We start from the raw sequence: 19,761 nt of genomic DNA, 5'->3' as shown, positions 1-19,761 counted from the left end.
AACGCTCCATTTATTGGGGATGGGAAAAAACTGCAGGAAAAGAGTATGATTCTAAAAATACTTTCATCATAGTATCTGTATTATGATGGTGTCCGCAAAATCTTCTCCATCGTTTTTCCTTTTGCAAGCTCATCGATTAGCTTGTCCAAGCAGCGAATTTCCTGCATCGTTGGTTCTTCGATTGTCTCCACTCGGACTCCGCAAATTACACCTTTGTTCAAGGCCGGGAAGGGTTTAACTGGGGGGTTAGAACTTCATAAGTAGTAGTTATTTTAATGTTTGACAAAATTAGGATTTATCTTAAACTAGAAGTAGTTCTATCCCCAATAACTTCGATTAACAAAATACTAATTTCTCAGTCATTATTTATACCGACCTCATGAAAACACTTCTTTTTCTGTAACAAAAATTTTCCCTTCTCAAATCAAATCAACAATCTATTTCTTTTTATTAATCCCTTAAAAATTCAATTTTTTAAATACAGGAGATGATAATTCTGTGGCATCGAATATTTATGCGACAAAATGCCCTTGTTGTGGACGTTCAGCTATAGAAGATTATTATTACAAAACGGGTGAACAATATACCATTTGCATACGTTGTGGTTATAATTATTCAAAAACAATTAAAAAATGGACGACTGATTGCTTGGAATATAAAGAAGAAGAAAATGAAGGAAATGGTGTTGTAGTTTTAGAAGAGAAAGGCGGAAACCGTAAAAAAATTTTATTAGATAGCGTTGTTACAGATGAGCAATTGGAGGACTATAAAACATCTTTTTGGGCTGAAAATATCAATCAGGAAAAAAGCTATGTAGTTTTATTTAAAGACGGAGTTTTTACAGTCTTTTTAGGATATCCTCCTGAAAATTTCTATTTGTCCTTTGAAGATTACAGGGAAAAAATGTTTGCTAAGTATGGGTACCCTGATTATGATTTCATGGTTCCTATTGAAGAATAGTTAGTTGATTTCGAAGTTAATAAAATTGTTTAGTCGAAGTTATGGATTCTATCCCCCAAATTAAAAAATTATCGGCCATCTCAGATTTCCCCGAGTCAACTTTTACAAGAAGAAACAATTTTCCAGAACCCTTTTCGAGATTATTATATTGATTTATTTACTATACAGTTTGCAGTAAATGACATGACCATTGGACAGGAGGAGGGATATTGTGGGATTTGAAAAAGAATACCAAGTCTTTATGAATGCCCACATGCAGGTGAGAACTGGTGAACGGTTGCGGCGCTTACAAGAAGGTCACAACCATGCTGAAATGTTATTTTTGAAGCAAGTGTGGTGGCCCTTATTTAATCATTTCCAATTTCTTCATCCAGAATATGAAGTCGACGATTTCAAGGATGGCAAAAGGTATTTAGATTTTGCATACATTCGTCCAGCCATCCGGATTTGCCTTGAGGTCGACGGTTATGGCCCACACCTAAAGAACATTAGTAGATGGCAATTTGCCGACAATCTGGAACGACAAAACCAGTTGGTGATTGATGGATGGACCGTAATTCGATTTTCTTATGACCAAGTCAATGAGAAGCCTCGTCGATGTCAACAGATTGTTCAGCAAGTGATTGGCCGATGGTTGGGTGATGAATTGGACCAAACATCTTTATCCTTTCATGAAAAGGAAGTAATTCGGCTAGCGATTCGAAAAGGAGATGTCATATCCCCTATAGAAGTCGAGAAGTATTTGAAACTAAGCGACAAGACGGTAAAAAAAATACTATCTCAACTAGTCGAGAAAAAGATGTTAATTCCCGCATCTGGGACTAAGAGGATCCGCTCTTATCGGTTGGGGGACCGAGTTAAGCATCCAATCCTATAAATAGGCGGAGAAACTTCGCCTAATTTGTAAATAAGTTAAAAAATTGCTTGATTAGACGGAGAGATTCCGTCTAATCAAGCAATTTATGTAAAAATGGGAGGTTTTTCTTTGCATAACAGGAAAACCTCCCCTTATAAACCCCAAAAGACGCCGCTTTCAGCATTTAACCGAAAAATCTCCGCTTATTCATGTTCGCTAGTTACGTATTAAGGACAATTCTTCAAAAATAAAAAAACCATAGTCTCAAAAACTAGGCTCCCATCAGTTAACTGGGAGCCTAGTTTTTAAACCACAGCAGGAATTTTAATTTTGACAGTAAATTTCTGGCTCTTGTGGACAAAGTCTAGATAACCATTGTGTTTGGCAACGATATCAAAAATGAGTTTGGTACCTAGTCCCTCATGACCTTCTCCTTTTGTAGTATTGCCGTAGGATTCAAAGAGCTGATCGAGAACATCAGTCGGAATTGCTGGGCTATCATTCTCACAAATCATCAAAAACAAGCCACTTCGCTTGTAAAACTGGAGGGTAAGAGTGGCTTGCCTCCCATTTGCTGCTTGCCATTCCTCACAGGCATCAATACTGTTGGAAAGAAGATTTCCAGCAAGAGTGACGATCTCCTTATCAGAAAGAGGCAGGCTTGATAAAGGAATATCAATATCGTAAACCACTTCAATTCCACTGGATTTCGCGCGCCGATACATTTGGTGAAGGACCCCAGCTACCACTCCTCGTTCACCTTTAATCGAAAGGTTCGTCTCCTCATATCCCTCTACCAGTTGCCCGAGATAGTCTCTTGCTTCCTCTGATTGATGATTTTCGAGCAAGTAATGAAGGGATGAAATATGTTTCAGAAAATCATGCCGTTCACTGCGAACGACACGATAGGTTTCATTAAACTGCTCCCTCTGCTCTTCATAATCTCTAACACTCTTCGAAAGATAGAACATTTTTTGTGAGAGTAAAAGCCTAATTCCTTCAATAGAAAGAAATAATCCAAAAGGAACCACGTTTGTCCATGACGTTTCCCCGAAAATATTCATGATTAGTAGCATCCCTTGCATCACAAAGAGCAGCCCATTTACCTTCGTACTAAGAGAATCGATATGCAGCAGCATTTTTCTATTTAATAAATAAGATGTTCCTAATACTAAAATAGCCGTTACATAGACGGGAATAGCAATGGGGAGAAGATTCAGTACTGCCTGCAAATGGAGAATGGCAAGTATGGAAATCGTTCCCCAATAAATAAATGGCCTCAAGCGTTTCACCTCTAAAAATAGTACTCTTGCAAAAATTCAACCTTTTCCTTTGTAATCATTGCTTGTTCATCGAGTCCCTCGAAGGTCACAATATAGGAGTTTTTAGCATAGAGAGAAAAGTTTTTGACATAATGGATATTGATAATAAAGGAGCGGTGGGAGCGGATAAAATCTCTTTCTCTTAGCTCTCCTTCTAGTTCATTTAAGGTTTGATAGGTTTTAATCGGTCCTGATTTCGTAAAGATCGTTGTTGAACGACCGGACCGTTCAATGAAGACAATATCCTTTTTCTGAACAATATGGATATCATTCTTTCTTTTTATATAAAGTCTGCCTGCAATGTCAGCTGATTTCGTTTTTTCAAGCAAGCGTTCAACTGATTTTTCCAAACGTTCCTTTGAATATGGTTTCATGATGTAATCGTGCACATTTAACTCAAAGGCATGAACGGCATAGCCGCTGTTGCCGGTAACAAATATGACCGCAATATTGAGTGCATGTGAATGTATGATATCTGCAAGCTCATAGCCAGAAAGGGTAGGCATCTCAATATCCGCAATCAGTAAATCGATCGCTTCTTTTTTGATCTGTTCATACGCTTCTTCCGCCGATAACGTTGCAAACACGATCTCTACACCTGGAACCCCTGCTATAATGCCTTTTAGTTTTTCCAAATCGATAAATCGATCATCAACAAGTCCAACCCTCATGTTCTCCCCAACTTCTCCCAGTAGATTATTAATCTATTTTACCACCAAAATAGGCAAATTTGACCTTTTCACGACAACAAATGGAATATTCGCGACATAAGTGAAGATTTACCCTTCGGATGTTTGTATGATGAAATCAAGAAATCAAACAAATGAGGTGTAAAAAAAGTGATTGAAATTCAAGAGGTTACGAAACAGTTTAAGGATAAAAAGGCTTATGTCACGGCGTTAAAGCATGTTTCTTTCAAGGTTAGGAAAGGCGAGGTTGTTGGACTCTTAGGAGAGAATGGGGCTGGAAAAACAACATTGCTTCGCTCGATTGCCACCCTTCTTAATCCGACAGAAGGCAAAATAAGTGTTGGCAGCTTTGATACAGTCAAAAATCCAGAGGAAATAAAAAAGAATATGGGGGTACTATTTGGTGGCGAAACAGGTCTTTATGACCGATTAACTGCCAGGGAAAATCTTGAATATTTTGCAAGCCTTTATGGACTCAGCAAACACGAGACAAAGGTTCGAATTGATGACCTCGCCAAGATGTTTGGCATGAAGGATTACTTAAATCGAAAGGTTGGCGGATTTTCGAAGGGAATGAGGCAGAAGGTGGCGATTGCGCGAACCTTGATTCACAATCCAGAAATCATTCTCTTTGATGAACCAACAACGGGTCTTGATATCACTTCATCCAATGTGTTTCGTCAGCTTGTCCATCAGTTAAAAAGTGAGGGCAAGACGATTGTTTTCTCCAGTCATATCATGGAGGAGGTTTCCATGCTATGTGACTCGGTTGCGATGATGCATAAGGGTGAGCTGGTATATCATGGGGACTTAGAAGAGCTTTATAAAGAAGAGGGAAGTAAGGATTTAAACTATATTTTCATGAGCAAATTAGTAAGGGGGAACGAACATTATGCTTCTTAATATTTATATAAAGGAAATGAAGGATAGCTTTAGGGACCGGAGAACACTGTTATTAACTGTATTTTTGCCAATCATCATGATGACTGGATTAGTGCTATTCTATGAGAAATTATTTTCAGATGGGGAAGGGGATTCCTTCACTTTAGCAGTAAGCTCTTCCATCACAGCAGAAGAGGAAAATATCTTCGTTGGCTTTGAAAATATCGAACTGGTTAAATCCTCAAATCCAGAGGAAACCGTTGAAAACGGAGAAGCACAGGCAGCACTACTTTTAACAGAGAATTTTGCCGAAAAGATTCAAAAAGGAGAAGATGCCTCTGCTACGATTATTGGAGATTCTTTTAGCCAAAATTCATCGAATCTGATGAATTTGGTCACAAGCGCCTTTGCAGTTTATGAAAAGACAATCATTTCTACAAGATTACAAGCGGAGGGTACTGACCCGAGTGTGATCCAACCTTTTACCATTGAGCAAAGGGAATTGTCAGGAGAAGATTCAAGCATAAGCTTACTAGCGATGCTCATTCCGATGATGCTAGCATTAGCCATTGGAATTGGAGCCGGGCCTGCAGCAGCTGACCTTTTCGCTGGGGAGAAAGAAAAGAAAACAATGGAGGCATTGCTAATGACTCCAGTGAAACGCTCAACCCTTTTAATCTCAAAGTGGTTAACCATTACCTCCATTGGGACAATTACAGGGATGATTACATTAATCGTCGTAGCTTTAGAAATTACTTTCCTTACAGAAAACTTAAAGAAGGCTGTTACTTTGGGTGAAAATCCAATTCTTATCGTGGGCTTAGCCATTCTCATTTCGATTGTGTATGCCATGTTTACAGCATCTGTATTAATGCTCACTAGTATTATTGGGAAAACGGTCAAGGAAGCTCAAAGCTATAGTTCCCCAGTTATGATGGTCGCGATGTTCCCAGCAGTCATTACATCAACCATTGGGGTCAATGAACTTTCAATGAACTATTTTATCATTCCAATCTTGAATCTATTTAGCTTATTAAAAGAATTGCTCTTCGGTATTATTGATTACCAACATATTATAATTGCGATTGCTAGCAATCTGGTATGTGTGATAGTCTTCTTTATCATCAGCCGCATCCTGTTCCTAAAGGACAAATGGGTCATGAACTAATTCGGTACTTTTTCTTTGGTACTTCTTTCTTCGGTACCAGGTACCGCCGGTGGACATTTTGCCTGATTTGTCCGCCACAGGTGGACAGTAGTGAGGATAAATTAAGCCCACTTGGTATTCGTAGAATAATGAATACCAAGTGGGCTTTCCTATATTACAGATGGAAATCTAATCAATGCTTTTGAGGTCATGAATGATATCATCATATGGCGGGTTAACCCCATCATATCCCTTAACGGCAACCCCATTCCGGTCAATTAAGAAAAATTTCGTGCTGTGACTGACTTGATCCGTTCCTGCAGGTTTCTCTGCCAACGTTTTTACTGATTTTGCAAGTCTTTGAATATCCTCTTCTGAATAACCAGTAAGAAAATCCCAATTCGAGAAATCCGCCTCATATTGGGCTCCACATTCCTTCAGGATCTCAGGGGTGTCATTTTCGGGATCAACAGTGTATGAAACTAGATGGTAATCTAGATTCTGTTCTTTCAGCTTCGTTTGAAGTTTAGCCATATTCGCAGTCATCGGGAGGCAGACGGTGGTACAGTTTGTAAAAATCATATTCATAATCCAAGGCTTTCCTTGGAATTTTTGAAGGGTTGTTTTTTCATTATTTTGGTTGACAGCTTCAATATAAGCGAGGGCCCAGTCATATTCGGGAACAAATTTGTCCTCAGATACGGTTTTCCCATTGTTATCGATATTCTGGGTTTCTTCCTGTTCTTGAGTACTGCAAGCACTTAAGAGCAGCAGAGGAAGAATAAGCAAAAGCGACCACCCATATTTTTTCATCATTTCACCTAATTTTTCATTTTTATGTCTTTAGTATAAGTTCATCGAGAAAAAATATAGTGAAGGGGATCACTTTTGCTTACAAAAAAATGAATACTTCGCTACTATGGAATAGAAATGTCCACTCCAGATGGACAAAAATGACAAAATGTCCACGGGAGGTACCAGGTACCATCAGTGGACAAAGTGGCCTGTTTGTCCACCGGCGGTACCTGGTACCATCACTTCAATCGAGATGAGTTCTTATAGAGGACCGTCAGAAGGATAAGCATGACTATATCTAGTCTGGCACTGAAAGCGAAAAGGAAGAAACCGGATGTTAGAATTGGAACTTTTGTAAGAATAATAGCGGCAATCATAATTAAGATTAACGGAATGGAAGCATTTCTTACGTGTTTATTCGTAGCAATTAAATGCCCACAAACAATTTCTACTAATGCCACCACGTACATAAAGTAAATTGGATACGGAAGCCCTAAACTAATAAAGGTATTGCCAAGCTCCTCGCTAAAAAATTTCATCAGTCCAGAAATGATAAAGACAAAACCAACTGAATATCTTATGTAGGTTAATTCATTCAATTTAATTCCCTCCTTTTTTCTAAACTATATGACCCCAGTGGACAAACCATGAGCTTTTTAAAGGAAGTTAAAGCAATAGCTGATGCTGAGTTTTCAAAAAAATCTGTACTAAATGAGATAAATATGGTAATAATAAGGTATCGGTTATGGTTTTTAATAAGGAAACCAAACTAAAAGGAGTTTGTTTTATGGAAATTGGAGTTCTTAACTAAACGTAATTCCATACGTGCGTGTTTCAAAAAACGGTGATCTACCAGGTTTATTTAGTGATCTCTTTTTTGAGACAGGATAGTTAAGAACACAATTTGCGTTGACTCCTCTATACGGATGATGTTGGCCTTTTTATGCCATTGTCAATCTATTTAAACGTATCCATCGCAAAGGGACGATTCTGTTCTTTTGCGATTTTTTGTTTTTTAGGGAGGAATCTGACATCCAATCTACTCTGTTTTTCCTCGCACGTATGTGAAGAGATTTCACCATTTTTAAGGAGGAAAAAGAATTGAATTCACAAACAGTGGAAGTATTGCAATTTCAAGATTTAAAGGAAATAGTTGCATCCTACGCCATTTCGGAAATAGGAAAGGAACAAATCTGTGCTCTCGAACCCTCTTTTTCGAAAAAGCAGATTGAAGCTTGGCTGAGAGAGGTTTCCGAAGCAAAGGAAATCCTTAAGATTAGCTCGAGCGTTCCTATCCCAAGCTTAAAAGGGATGAGCATCATTACGAAAAATCTCCATAAGGGCTTTGTCCTGCGACCAGAACAGTTGATGGAGGTCTATGATTTAATTATTTGTGTCGACCGCCTGAAACGGTTCCTGAAGGATAAGGAATATGTGGCCCAAACGATAACTACGTATGTTTATTCCTTATACGATTTAAAGGAGCTTGCTGATGAAATCATTCGCTGTATTCGTAATGGAAGGGTCGATGATTATGCGAGCAAGGAGCTATTAAAAGTTCGCAAGCAGATCTCTATTTTAGAGGAGCGAATAAAAGTACGAATCGATCAATTTTTGAAATCAGCAAAAAACAGTAAATACATTCAGGAAAATATCGTTAGTGTTCGGAATGGTCGATATGTCATCCCGGTAAAAAAGGAATACAGAAAGAATATCAAGGGAGCCGTTTTGGATACCTCTGCTTCAGGCTCCACCGTGTATATCGAGCCAGAGGAAATTGGCTCGATTCAAGATGAAATTGAGCTTTTAAAAATTCAAGAGGAAGCGGAAGAACATCGCATTCTTCAGGTGCTAACAGGACTGATAGAAGAGTGGGAGATGGAAATCAACCTGGCAGTCGAAACGATGGTTCAGTATGATGTCATTTTTGCTAAAGCGAAATACAGCAATAGGATTGAAGGGATCGCTCCACAAATGAATGAATATCACACCATTCGGTTGAAGCAGGCACGTCATCCATTGTTAGGCGAAATAGCTGTTCCATTAGACTTTGTCATAGGGGAAGATTACGATGCCCTTGTCATCACAGGACCAAATACTGGTGGAAAAACGGTGACGCTTAAAACGGTGGGGCTTTTGACAATGATGGCACAATCAGGGCTGCATATCCCAGCTGCCACGGGGAGTGAGGTCGCTATTTTTGAAAAGATTCTTGTGGATATTGGCGATGGGCAAAGTATTGAGCAATCTTTGAGTACTTTTTCCTCTAGAATTAAAAACATTATTGAGATTCTTGTTGAAACGACTCCGAAATCTCTCGTTCTATTGGATGAATTAGGAAGTGGAACCGATCCGGCTGAAGGGATGGGCTTAGCCACAGTCATTCTTGAGGAGCTTTTTCATAAGGGAGCAACCCTTCTCGCAACGACCCATTATAGTGAAATAAAGGCATTTGCAGAGGAAAAAGAGGGCTTTGAAAATGGGGCGATGGAATTTGATCTAAATAGTCTTGAGCCGACCTATCGTCTAATTATTGGAAAAGGCGGAGAGAGTCAAGCTTTTGATATTGCGATGAGACTAGGGCTGCATCCAAAGCTAATCGAAAGAGCCCATGAGGTAACATACAGAGAGACCAAACAATACGAGGAATTACCAGAGTATCGATTGCAGGATTTAGACCGTCAGCTTGCCATGAATGCCAAGTATGTTTACAAGCAGAAGCATGGAAAAAAGGAAGAAAGAAAAGTAGAAACCATTGCCTTCAGACGTGGAGATAATGTGAAAATTCCTTCAATCGATGAATTCGGGATCGTCTCAAAGCCTGCTGATTCAGTTGGGAATGTCGAGGTTTTGGTGAAGGGTGAAATCATGAGCTTTAACCACAAACGATTAGTTCTTTATATTTCCGCAGAGGAGCTCTACCCAGAGGACTATGATATGGATATCATTTTTGAAACAAAGGAACACCGGAAGATCCGCAACGAAATGGCTAAAAGACATGTCGATGATGTGATTGAAAAGGATTCATAGCTTGTAGGAATAGGCTGTCTCACTCGAGGCAGCCTGTTTTGATCCTGCAGTGGTGTGGATTACCTATCGAATAGGGTGTGTCCACCCCATGTGGACAAAATCGTCCAAATGTCCACGGGCGGTACCTGGTACCATTTAGGGTTTTGTTATATAAATATAATAATCTCCGTGGGAGGTTCTTAAATTATTTTAAGAAAACACTTTAATTGGTAAAGTTTTTAAATTTGTAACAAATATTCCTCTACAATTTCACAATTAAAAATACTTATGCTGATATATTAATTTGTAGGAAGAAAGAAGGGAGGAAAATAGTAATGGAGGATTTGATTTTAGCGAGGATACAATTCGCTTCTACTACTCTATTTCATTTTATTTTTGTACCATTATCGATTGGTCTAGCTTTTATTATTGCGATTATGCAGACGCTGTATGTTGTCAAGAAAGAGGAGATTTACAAGAAGATGGCTCAGTTTTGGGGGAAATTCTTCCTCATTAACTTTGCCGTCGGTGTCGTTACAGGGATTTTACAGGAGTTCCAGTTTGGGATGAACTGGTCGAGCTATTCAAGATTTGTTGGGGATGTATTCGGTGCGCCCCTTGCAATCGAAGCGCTTCTTGCCTTCTTCATAGAATCGACCTTTATCGGGCTTTGGATTTTTGGTTGGGACAAGCTGCCAAAGAAGCTGCATTTAGCCTGCATTTGGCTTGTGTCCATTGGAACAGCGATTTCAGCCCTATGGATTTTAGTCGCCAATTCCTTCATGCAAAACCCCCTTGGTTATGTGATTGAAAACGGCCGTGCGGAAATGAATGATTTCTTCGCTGTTATTACAAATCCGAAGGTGTTGGTTGCTTTTCCGCATACAATTTTTGCGTGCTTTGCAACAGGGGCCTTTTTTATCCTTGGAATGAGTGCGTGGAAGCTTCTCCAGAAAAAAGATATCGAGTTCTTTAAGCGCTCCATGACTGTACCGATGATTGTTGGCCTTATTTCTACATTAGGAATTGCCTTCTCTGGTCACTCACAAGCAACCTACCTCATGGATGCACAGCCGATGAAAATGGCTGCAGCAGAAGGGGTATGGGAGGACACAGCTGATCCTGCCCCGTGGACGTTATTTGCCATTTTGGATACAGATAAGAAAGAGGCTTCGGCAAGAATTGAGATTCCCTATGCACTAAGCTACCTAGCCTATGGAAAATTTAGTGGCAGTGTCGAGGGGATGAACACCCTGCAAGAAAAATATGAAAAAGAATTTGGAGACGGAAATTATATTCCTCCGGTTAAGACCACGTTCTGGAGCTTCAGAATTATGGTGGCTGCAGGAGGTTTGATGATTCTCTTAACCCTAATCGGCCTCATTAAATTCTGGAGAGGAAAATTAGAAAACAGCTCCAAGTATTTAAAATGGATGATTCCAGCGATTTTCTTCCCATTCATCGCCAACTTCTCAGGATGGATCATGTCGGAAATCGGTCGTCAGCCTTGGATTGTCTACGGCCTTATGACAACGGCAGATGGAATCTCGCCAAATGTTTCAGCGGGTAGCGTTTTATTTTCATTAATTACTTTTTCGCTAATTTATACATTGTTAGCCATTGCCATGGTGTATTTATTTGTGAGGGTGTTTAAGGAAGGTCCATTTAAAAAGGCAACGGACGACCTTCATGTCGCCGATCCGTTCAGTGAAGGAGGTGTAGCAAATGGAGCTAAGTGAATTATGGTTCATACTCGTTGGTGTACTCTTCGTAGGCTTTGTTTTCCTAGAAGGCTTTGACTTTGGCGTAGGTATGGGAACAAAATTCCTTGCCAAAAATGATACAGAAAAAAGAATGCTGATTAACTCCATCGGTCCATTTTGGGATGCGAATGAAGTGTGGTTAATCACCGCAGGGGGAGCCATGTTTGCAGCATTCCCGCATTGGTATGCGACGCTTTTTAGCGGCTATTATATCCCGTTTGTCGTGCTGCTGCTGGCATTAATTGCCCGGGGAGTGGCCTTTGAATTCAGAGGAAAAGCACATTCTTCAGCATGGGTGAAGACATGGGACTGGGCAATCTTTTTAGGCAGCATTCTTCCCCCATTTTTACTAGGGGTGTTATTCAGTAGTCTCATCAAGGGTCTCCCGATTGATGAAAACATGGATATGCATGCTGGGCTTCTAGATATTGTGAATGTCTATACGGTCGTTGGTGGTGTGGCATTTGTCCTGCTGTCCTACTTGCATGGCCTAATGTTCACTGGCCTCAAGACAGAGGGTGCGCTTCGTGAAAGAGCAAACCGAGCGGCACAAAAGGTATATCTTGCTACTGGAATTGTAATCGTGTTATTTGTCGTCCTAACCGGAATTTATACAGATGCATTCGCTAACAGAGGGGCGATTCTCATTCCGCTCTATATTGTAGCTGTCATATGCTATTTAGCGTTGCTTCCTCTTCTTCGCAAAAAGAAAGAGGGACTCAGCTTTGCGACAACAGGGCTCATCATGGTTCTGGTAACATCATCATTCTTCATTGCCTTGTTCCCGAACGTCATGATTAGCTCTACCGACTTGGCCTACAATTTAACGGTCTATAATGCTGCTTCGGGCGCCTACTCGTTAAAGGTCATGACCATTGTTGCAGCAACGATGGTTCCAATTGTTTTAGCCTATACCATTTGGAGTTATTATATCTTCCGCAAAAGAGTAACTCATAAGGAGCATTTAGAATACTAATGGACAAGCAGCTTCTTCGTTATGAAGGTAGTAAAAAAACAATGTTCATCATTGGTCTTCTAACGGTTTTCCAAAGTGTTTTCATCATTTTACATGCCGTCTTTCTTTCGACGGCTATTACGAAACTATTCAAAGGGGCAGCAGTCAATGCTGTCCTTCCCTTTCTTTTTGGCTTTGGTGGATTCTTTTTCCTCAGGCATTTATTGCAGTGGACGAAGGAGCGAATGGCATATCGTTTTGCAGAAACAACAGCGCTTTCCTACCAAACTCTTTTATTAGAAAAATTATTTCGGTTGGGACCAAGGGGAGTTGGACGTCACGGTTCAGGTAGTGTCATTACCCTTTGCTTAGAAGGTATCACCAATTTCCGCACGTACCTAGAGCTATTCATTCCACGGGCCGTTTCCATGATTTGTATCCCCCTCTTTTTACTAGTCTATGTGTTTACGGTTGATGCTTTATCAGGGGTCGTTCTTCTCGTGACGATGCCGATCATGATTGCCTTTTTGATTTTGCTTGGCCTCCTGGCTCAGAAGAAAATTGATGCCCAAATGGATTCGTACCGCTTATTATCCAGTCACTTTGTCGATTCCTTGCGCGGTCTTGTAACCTTGAAATTTCTCGGAAAAAGCAAATCCCATGAACACGCGATAAGAGCGGTTAGTGAGAGGTATCGAATGGCAACGAACCGCACGCTGCGCCTCGCTTTTCTATCGACCTTTGCTTTAGATTTCTTTTCGAGTCTCTCGGTTGCCGTCGTAGCGGTTGAACTTGGATTACGTCTTATTGATGGAAAAATAGGCCTCGAGTCAGCACTCATGCTCTTGATTCTTGCACCGGAATATTTTCTGCCGATTCGTTCATTTGGAAACGATTATCATGCGACGATGGACGGAAAGGATGCCGGAGACAAGATTCATGAAATCCTTTCGCAGGAGGATAGAAAATTAATAAGCACACAGCCTCTTCCTCGTTGGAATGAGGCAAGTTACTTAGCGGTTAGAGGGCTCTCAAAGGCATCAACTGAAGATGAGAGCTTCATAGTGAAGAATTTGGATTTTGAGGTGAAGGGTTTTCAGAAAATCGGGATTGTTGGACAATCGGGGGCTGGCAAATCGACCTTCATTGATTTACTGGCTGGCTTAAGGGATAAGAGCAGCGGGACTATCCTGTTTGATGGAATTGAGGTTGAGAGCTTTACTGTCGATGAATGGCAAAGGCAGCTCTCTTACATCCCACAACATCCATATATTTTTTCAGGGACGGTTGCGGAGAATATTCGTTGGTATGCGCAGCATTCCAGTAAAGAGGATTTGCTGCTTGCCGTTGAACGAGCTGGACTTTCTGAGCTGGTGAAGAGCCTGCCAAATGGGTTGGATGAGAAAATTGGACAGGGTGGCCGGAGCTTAAGCGGTGGGGAGGAGCAGCGAATTGCACTAGCGCGAACGATTTTGCAGGAACGTCCGATCATGCTTTTCGATGAGCCGACCGCCCATCTAGATATTGAGACGGAGTATGAAATTAAGGAATTGCTATTACCGTTATTGGAGAGAAAGCTTGTCTTTTTTGCGACCCATCGTTTGCACTGGATGAAGGAAATGGACCTCATCTTTGTCTTACAGGAAGGTCAGCTGGTCGAATGCGGCTCCCATGAACAATTATTGGCAAAAAAGGGGCACTACTTTGAACTCATTTCGGCAGCGAAGGGAGGAAGGGGAGTATGAAACACTTCAACACATATATCAAGCCCTATTTGCGGCAATATTATCGTTCGATTAGCCTAGCAGTCTTTTTTGGGCTATTAACTGTGCTGGCGAGTTCGATGCTTACCTTCACCTCAGGTTATTTAATCTCGAGTGCCTCCCTCATGCCCTACAATATTTTGATGCTGTATGTACCGATTGTCCTTGTACGGACGTTCGGAATTTCACAGGCGGTCACGAGATATATCGAGCGTCTCATTGGGCATAATGCGGTCCTAAAAATCTTATCTGACATGCGAGTTTGGCTTTATCGAATGTTGGAGCCACAGGCACTGTTTATTCGCGAACGATTTCAGACAGGTGATTTGCTTGGAACTCTTGCAGACGATATCGAGCATCTGCAGGATTTGTATATCCGTACCATTTTTCCAACGATTGTCGCTTTATGCTTATTTGCGGGTTCCATCATCTCACTATCCTTATTTGATTGGAAATTCGCTCTTTGGATCGGATTTTGTTTAAGTCTCATTGTTGTGGTATATCCAGTTTGGTCCTTATTTATATTAAAAAAACGGCAGCTTAAGCAAAAAGAGGTGCAAAGTCGGTTGTATTCCAATCTGACCGATGCGGTCTTTGGATTGACCGATTGGATCATTAGTGGCAGGGAAAAGGATTTTATTAACGGATTTCATAGAGAGCGCGAGGAGATATTCGAGGTTGATCGACGTCTCCGCTATTGGAATCAATCTCGAGAGCTGCAGTTAAGAATTTTGTCTGGACTCATCTTAATCATGATGGCAATTTGGTCAGGTTTTGAGGCGCAGGCTGGAGGGATTGCTCCGACCTATATTGCGGCCTTTACGCTTGTGACATTGCCAATTATCGAGGGGCTACTTCCCATTTCACACGCGATTGAGCGTATTCCTGCTTATCAGGAATCATTGCGTAGAGTAGGAAATATTGAGAGAGGCGACAGACATGAGGCGAAACCAATAGAAGTAGGGAAGTCAAATGCTGCTAACCTAGTGGCTGATCACTTGACCTACCGTTATGCGGGTAGTCAAGAAGATGCCCTTCATCAAATGAGCTTATCGATTCCTCAGGGGCATAAGTTCGCCCTGTTAGGAAAAAGTGGGGCAGGGAAATCGACATTTTTACAGCTGCTGCTCGGAGCTCTTGTGCCTATCAGTGGGAAGGTAGAATTAAATGGTCAGCCTTGTCATTGCTATGGTGATGCCATTTTTGAGCAGATTAGTGTCTTGAATCAAAAGCCGTACCTTTTTGCAACAACGGTGGAAAATAATATTCGTCTTGGGAATCAAACGGCGACAAGAGAAGAAATAGAGCGGGTTGTGAAGCAGGTTAAGCTTGATCAGTATATTAACTCCTTACCTCTTGGCTTAGCCACACAAATGGAGGAAACAGGGGCCCGTTTTTCTGGTGGTGAAAGACAAAGGATTGCTCTAGCAAGAATATTATTAAAGAACACCCCAGTTGTCATTCTAGATGAACCGACCGTCGGTTTGGACCCGCAAACAGAGGCGGATTTGATTGAAACCATTTTTGAAGCATTAAAGGATAAGACCGTTGTTTGGATAACTCATCATTTGATGGGCATGGAAAAAATGGACAAGATTGTTTTCATGGAAAAAGGAAAAGTGGCCATTGAGGGCAGTCATGAGGAATTACTGGAAACGAGTGAGCGGTATCAGAGATTGTATGAATTAGATCATGGATGAAAAGAAGTAAGGGACATCTTTCTCGCATGAGAGATGTCCCTTTTTCACAATTGTACACTCCACGTGGACAAAATCAAACAAATGTCCACGGATGGTACCAGGTACCATTTTATTTTCGATGCATCTTAAATTCTAAGAACAGGTCATTGTAAAACGCTAGATTTTTTTTGCCGAGGTTTTCGTATACTTCAAGCTTGTCGGTCAGCTCTGGCGATGGGTAGAAGCGTTCGTCCTCGACCATTTCCTTAGGCATGTGCTTGAGTGCCTCTTTGTTTGGAGTCGAGTAGCTAACCCATTCCGCATTCTGAGCAGCAATCTTTGCATCAAGCATGAAATTGATAAACTTGTGAGCCCCCTCGATGTTCTTTGCGGTTTTTGGAATCACCATATTATCGAACCAAAGGTTAGACCCTTCTGATGGCACAACATAATCGAGGTTTTCATTTTCTCCCATCATGTCCGCCGCATCCCCAGACCAAACGAGCCCGACAGCTGCTTCCTCATTGGCGATCAGCATCTTGATCTCGTCGCCAACAATGGCTTTGATATTCGGTGTGAGAGTATCGAGCTTTGCCTTCGCCTCATGCAAATGCTCTTTGTTCGTATCATTTAATGAGTATCCCAAGCTATTCAGACCCATTCCAATGACCTCGCGAGCCCCATCCGTTAAAAGAATATCATTTTTTAAGGAAGGATCCCATAAGTCGTTCCAGCTTGTGAATGGTTTATCACCGACCAATTTTGTGTTGAAGACAATCCCCACTGTTCCCCAGAAATATGGAACGGAATACTTGTTATTAGGGTCAAATGGGAGATCCATGAAGCGTTCATCAATATTCTTCAAGTTCGGCAGCTTGGATTGATCAAGCGGAAGTAGCAAGTTCTCTTCCTTCATTTTCTGAATCATATACTCGGAAGGTATAGCAATATCGTACGTTGTTCCACCCTGCTTAATCTTTGTCAGCATGGCTTCATTGGAATCAAAGGTTTCGTAAATCACCTTAATTCCTGTCTCATCCTTGAAGCGTTTAATGAGATCAGGGTCAATATAATCGCCCCAGTTGTAAATGGTTATCGTATTTCCACTTGAAAATCCCTCTGCGGAATTCAAACGGTTGATAACAAACAACAGAACAGCTGAAGCAATGACAACGGAAAGAAATACACGGATTAGCTTAATCATTCCTAATCCCCCCAACCTGTGTCTTTGTGCGTTGTGTAATAAAGTAGTAAATAATCACCAGTAGGATGGTGAACAGGAACAACAGGGTCGAGAGTGCATTGATATTTAAAGAGATTCCCCGACGGGCGAGGGAATAAATTTCAACTGAAAGGGTTGAGAACCCGTTTCCTGTTACAAAAAAGGTAACCGCAAAATCGTCTAATGAGTAAGTTAGGGCCATGAAGAATCCTGCGAAAATTCCTGGTGTAATATAGGGCAGGATGACCTTCGCCAGTACATCCCATTTGCTTGCCCCTAAATCCCGGGCTGCATCAATTAAGGTTGGGCTCATTTCTAATAATTTTGGCAAAACCATGATGACAACGATCGGAATGCTGAACGCAATATGAGACAACAGAACGGAGTAGAAGCCAAGCTTGATGCCTGCTGTCGTAAATAAGATAAGAAAGGATGCCCCAATAATGACGTCAGGGCTTACAATCAAGACATTGTTTAAAGAAAGAATCGTATTCTTCGTTTGTCGTCGTCTTAATTGGTAAATGGCAATCGCTCCTAATACTCCAATGATTGTCGAGAAAAGAGCGGATAGCAAAGCAATCACCAGTGTATTTAACACGATAATTAATAACCTGGTGTCTTGAAATAAATCCTTGTACCAGTCGAGAGTGAAGCCTTCAAAGTCGTACATCGTGCCGCCGCTATTGAAAGAGTAAAACACCAGAAAGAAAATTGGCGCATACAAAATCAAGAAAATTACAGCCAGAAACACTTTTGATAAAGGGGATATTTTTTTATCCAAGCTACATACCCCGCTTTCTAGTTCCTGTAAGAACCATAAATAGGAACATGATAATAATTAAGAAAACCGCAATCGTCGAGCCCATTCCCCAGTCCTGTGTCACAAGGAAATGCTGTTCAATCGCTGTACCGAGGGTAATCACACGGTTGCCGGCGATGAGTCTTGTCAACATGAACAAGGAGAGTGCAGGGATGAATACAACCTGACAACCAGACTTAACCCCATCCATCGTTAATGGAAAAATAACGCGACGGAAGGTGGTCCATTTGGAAGCTCCTAAATCATGAGCGGCGTCAATAAAACTTGGATTCAGTTCATTTAACGCATTAAAAATCGGCAATATCATGAATGGAATAAAAATATAAACCGATACAAAAATAAAGCTAAAATCAGTAAATAGGATTTGCTTTGTTCCAATGCCAATGACTTCTAAGAAGCTGTTTGTGATACCATAGGTTCCAAAAATTCCAAGAAATGCGTACGCTTTTAGCAATAAGTTGATCCACGATGGAACAATGATTAAGAGCAGCCATAGATGCTTGTGTCTCGTTTTCGTTAATAAATAGGCGGTTGGATAGGCCACCAGTAACGAAATGAGTGTAATTAAAAAAGCATACCAGAACGAACTCAGGGTCATTTTTAAATACACGGGAGTGAAGAACTTTTGGTAGTTCACAAGTGAAAAATGACCTTCAATATCAAAGAAAGAGTAGTAAAGAATGAGTAGAATAGGTGCAATGACAAATAAAGCAATCCAAAGCCAGTAAGGGATCATGTAAATATTACGAGTGAGCTTATTTTCCATTGCCTTCTTCTCCATCACTGTAAGCTTCTAAGCGACGATCAAATTCTTCCTCAGTCTCGCCAAATCTCATTACGTGAATTGCCTCTGGGTCAAAATAGAGTCCGATTTCATCCCCGACTTCGGCGGCTTTGGTAGAATGTACAAGCCATTCATTGCGGTCCTTGTCATAGCAGCTAATTTCATAGTGAACGCCACGGAAGGTCTGAGCATCAACTCGCACCTGAAGTTTTCCGCGCTCGACGGTGGTTATTTCTAAATCCTCAGGGCGAATGACAATTTCCACGGGTTCATTTTTATTCAAGCCCTGGTCTACACATTCGAACTGCTTGCCAAGAAATTCAACAAGATAATCCTCAATCATACGACCCTTAAGAATGTTAGACTCCCCAATGAAGTCTGCAACAAATCGGTTGATTGGCTCATCGTAAATATCCTTTGGTGTTCCGCTTTGCTGAATTTTTCCTTCATTAATAACGAAGATTTCATCAGACATCGCAAGGGCTTCTTCTTGGTCATGGGTGACAAAAATAAACGTGATGCCCAGACGCTGCTGAAGCTCACGCAACTCATACTGCATCTCATATCGGAGCTTTAAATCCAATGCGGACAATGGTTCATCAAGAAGGATGACCTCTGGCTCATTGACAATCGCACGAGCAATCGCGACACGTTGTCTTTGCCCTCCAGACATTTCTTTAATCTCCCTTTTTTCATAGCCCTTTAAGTTGACGAAGCTAAGCGCTTCCTTCACCTTTTTATCTATGTCAATTTGGTTCATTTTTTTAATACGCAATCCAAATGCCACGTTTTCATACACATTCAAATGAGGGAATAAGGCGTAATCTTGAAAAACGGTGTTTACCTGCCTCTTATTAGCAGGAATATCATTTATTTTTTTTCCATTAAAAAAAATCTCACCCTTAGATGCTTCTGTAAAACCGGCGATTAAACGAAGGATCGTTGTTTTACCACATCCAGATGGACCGAGCAGAGTATAGAATTTCCCTCTTTCAATCTCGAAGCTAACATCATTAAGAACTGGTGGATCGTCATCGTATTGTTTAGTTACATGATTGAACTGAATAATTGCCTCGTTTTTCAACACATAGCAACCTCCCTCTTATTTAGTTACT

Annotated in this window: 17 protein-coding genes and 1 pseudogene; 9 read left to right on the top strand and 9 right to left on the bottom strand. The window is 40.9% G+C overall.

Going from position 1 to position 19,761, the window contains the following annotated elements:
* Positions 1 to 80: 80 nt before the first annotated feature.
* Positions 81 to 247 (bottom strand): annotated as a pseudogene (locus tag J2S07_RS12610) (DUF2200 family protein); the annotation flags it as partial.
* Between the two features lie 251 nt (positions 248 to 498).
* Between J2S07_RS12610 and J2S07_RS12605 the strand changes: the two are divergent.
* Positions 499 to 960 carry a hypothetical protein gene (locus tag J2S07_RS12605; RefSeq protein WP_307150765.1) on the top strand — a complete coding sequence of 154 codons (462 nt, stop codon included), beginning with the start codon at positions 499 to 501 and terminating at the stop codon, positions 958 to 960.
* A 211-nt stretch (positions 961 to 1,171) separates the two neighbouring features.
* Positions 1,172 to 1,837: a putative endonuclease domain-containing protein gene (locus tag J2S07_RS12600; RefSeq protein ID WP_307150764.1), complete on the top strand. Its 666-nt coding sequence runs from the start codon at positions 1,172 to 1,174 to the stop codon at positions 1,835 to 1,837.
* Between the two features lie 284 nt (positions 1,838 to 2,121).
* Here the strand turns inward: J2S07_RS12600 and J2S07_RS12595 are convergent, their stop codons facing one another.
* Positions 2,122 to 3,099, bottom strand: coding sequence for a sensor histidine kinase (locus J2S07_RS12595; protein WP_307150763.1), 978 nt, complete (start codon positions 3,097 to 3,099; stop codon positions 2,122 to 2,124).
* A gap of 11 nt (positions 3,100 to 3,110) precedes the next feature.
* Positions 3,111 to 3,809: a LytR/AlgR family response regulator transcription factor gene (locus J2S07_RS12590; RefSeq protein WP_307150762.1), complete on the bottom strand. Its 699-nt coding sequence runs from the start codon at positions 3,807 to 3,809 to the stop codon at positions 3,111 to 3,113.
* Positions 3,810 to 3,977: 168 nt separating this feature from the next.
* Between J2S07_RS12590 and J2S07_RS12585 the strand changes: the two genes are divergently transcribed.
* Positions 3,978 to 4,730: an ABC transporter ATP-binding protein gene (locus J2S07_RS12585; protein WP_307150761.1), complete on the top strand. Its 753-nt coding sequence runs from the start codon at positions 3,978 to 3,980 to the stop codon at positions 4,728 to 4,730.
* The gene (locus J2S07_RS12580; protein WP_307150760.1) at positions 4,720 to 5,877 is read left to right on the top strand and encodes an ABC transporter permease; all 1,158 of its coding nucleotides are present in this window, start codon (positions 4,720 to 4,722) and stop codon (positions 5,875 to 5,877) included. The genes J2S07_RS12585 and J2S07_RS12580 overlap by 11 nt, the downstream gene beginning before the upstream one ends.
* A gap of 168 nt (positions 5,878 to 6,045) precedes the next feature.
* Here the strand turns inward: J2S07_RS12580 and J2S07_RS12575 are convergent, their stop codons facing one another.
* Both J2S07_RS12575 and J2S07_RS12570 read right to left on the bottom strand, forming a co-directional pair.
* On the bottom strand, positions 6,046 to 6,645 hold the full coding sequence (locus J2S07_RS12575) for an SCO family protein (RefSeq protein ID WP_307150759.1): 600 nt from the start codon (positions 6,643 to 6,645) through the stop codon (positions 6,046 to 6,048).
* A gap of 245 nt (positions 6,646 to 6,890) precedes the next feature.
* Positions 6,891 to 7,250 (bottom strand): DoxX family protein, encoded by a 360-nt coding sequence (locus J2S07_RS12570; protein WP_307150758.1) that lies wholly within the window; start codon positions 7,248 to 7,250, stop codon positions 6,891 to 6,893.
* A gap of 502 nt (positions 7,251 to 7,752) precedes the next feature.
* On the opposite strand from J2S07_RS12570, the gene J2S07_RS12565 reads away from it, so the two are divergent.
* The 5 genes from J2S07_RS12565 to cydC all read left to right on the top strand — a co-directional run bounded on the left by J2S07_RS12565 (position 7,753) and on the right by cydC (position 15,841).
* Positions 7,753 to 9,681 carry an endonuclease MutS2 gene (locus J2S07_RS12565; RefSeq protein WP_307150757.1) on the top strand — a complete coding sequence of 643 codons (1,929 nt, stop codon included), beginning with the start codon at positions 7,753 to 7,755 and terminating at the stop codon, positions 9,679 to 9,681.
* Positions 9,682 to 9,995: 314 nt separating this feature from the next.
* Positions 9,996 to 11,399, top strand: coding sequence for a cytochrome ubiquinol oxidase subunit I (locus tag J2S07_RS12560; protein WP_307150756.1), 1,404 nt, complete (start codon positions 9,996 to 9,998; stop codon positions 11,397 to 11,399).
* Positions 11,386 to 12,399 (top strand): cytochrome d ubiquinol oxidase subunit II, encoded by a 1,014-nt coding sequence (cydB, locus tag J2S07_RS12555; protein WP_307150755.1) that lies wholly within the window; start codon positions 11,386 to 11,388, stop codon positions 12,397 to 12,399. The genes J2S07_RS12560 and cydB overlap by 14 nt, the downstream gene beginning before the upstream one ends.
* On the top strand, positions 12,399 to 14,123 hold the full coding sequence (gene cydD / locus J2S07_RS12550) for a thiol reductant ABC exporter subunit CydD (RefSeq protein WP_307150754.1): 1,725 nt from the start codon (positions 12,399 to 12,401) through the stop codon (positions 14,121 to 14,123). The genes cydB and cydD overlap by 1 nt, the downstream gene beginning before the upstream one ends.
* A complete protein-coding gene (gene cydC / locus J2S07_RS12545) occupies positions 14,120 to 15,841 on the top strand; it encodes a thiol reductant ABC exporter subunit CydC (RefSeq protein ID WP_307150753.1) in 1,722 nt (573 codons plus the stop codon). The genes cydD and cydC overlap by 4 nt, the downstream gene beginning before the upstream one ends.
* A 109-nt stretch (positions 15,842 to 15,950) precedes the next feature.
* Here cydC and J2S07_RS12540 read toward each other — a convergent pair whose 3' ends face one another.
* The 4 genes from J2S07_RS12540 to J2S07_RS12525 are packed head-to-tail and all read right to left on the bottom strand — an operon-like array spanning position 15,951 to position 19,730.
* A complete protein-coding gene (locus J2S07_RS12540; RefSeq protein WP_307150752.1) occupies positions 15,951 to 17,024 on the bottom strand; it encodes an ABC transporter substrate-binding protein in 1,074 nt (357 codons plus the stop codon).
* Positions 17,017 to 17,823, bottom strand: coding sequence for an ABC transporter permease (locus J2S07_RS12535; protein ID WP_307150751.1), 807 nt, complete (start codon positions 17,821 to 17,823; stop codon positions 17,017 to 17,019). Before J2S07_RS12535 ends, J2S07_RS12540 begins: the two co-directional genes overlap by 8 nt.
* 1 nt (position 17,824) lies before the next feature.
* Positions 17,825 to 18,628 (bottom strand): ABC transporter permease, encoded by an 804-nt coding sequence (locus J2S07_RS12530; protein WP_307150750.1) that lies wholly within the window; start codon positions 18,626 to 18,628, stop codon positions 17,825 to 17,827.
* On the bottom strand, positions 18,618 to 19,730 hold the full coding sequence (locus J2S07_RS12525) for an ABC transporter ATP-binding protein (RefSeq protein ID WP_307150847.1): 1,113 nt from the start codon (positions 19,728 to 19,730) through the stop codon (positions 18,618 to 18,620). Before J2S07_RS12525 ends, J2S07_RS12530 begins: the two co-directional genes overlap by 11 nt.
* Positions 19,731 to 19,761: the final 31 nt, after the last annotated feature.

Origin of the sequence: Anoxybacillus andreesenii, from assembly GCF_030813005.1 — a bacterium.
Lineage (GTDB): Bacteria > Bacillota > Bacilli > Bacillales > Cytobacillaceae > Robertmurraya > Robertmurraya andreesenii.
This window is presented reverse-complemented; position numbering and strand designations above follow the sequence as displayed.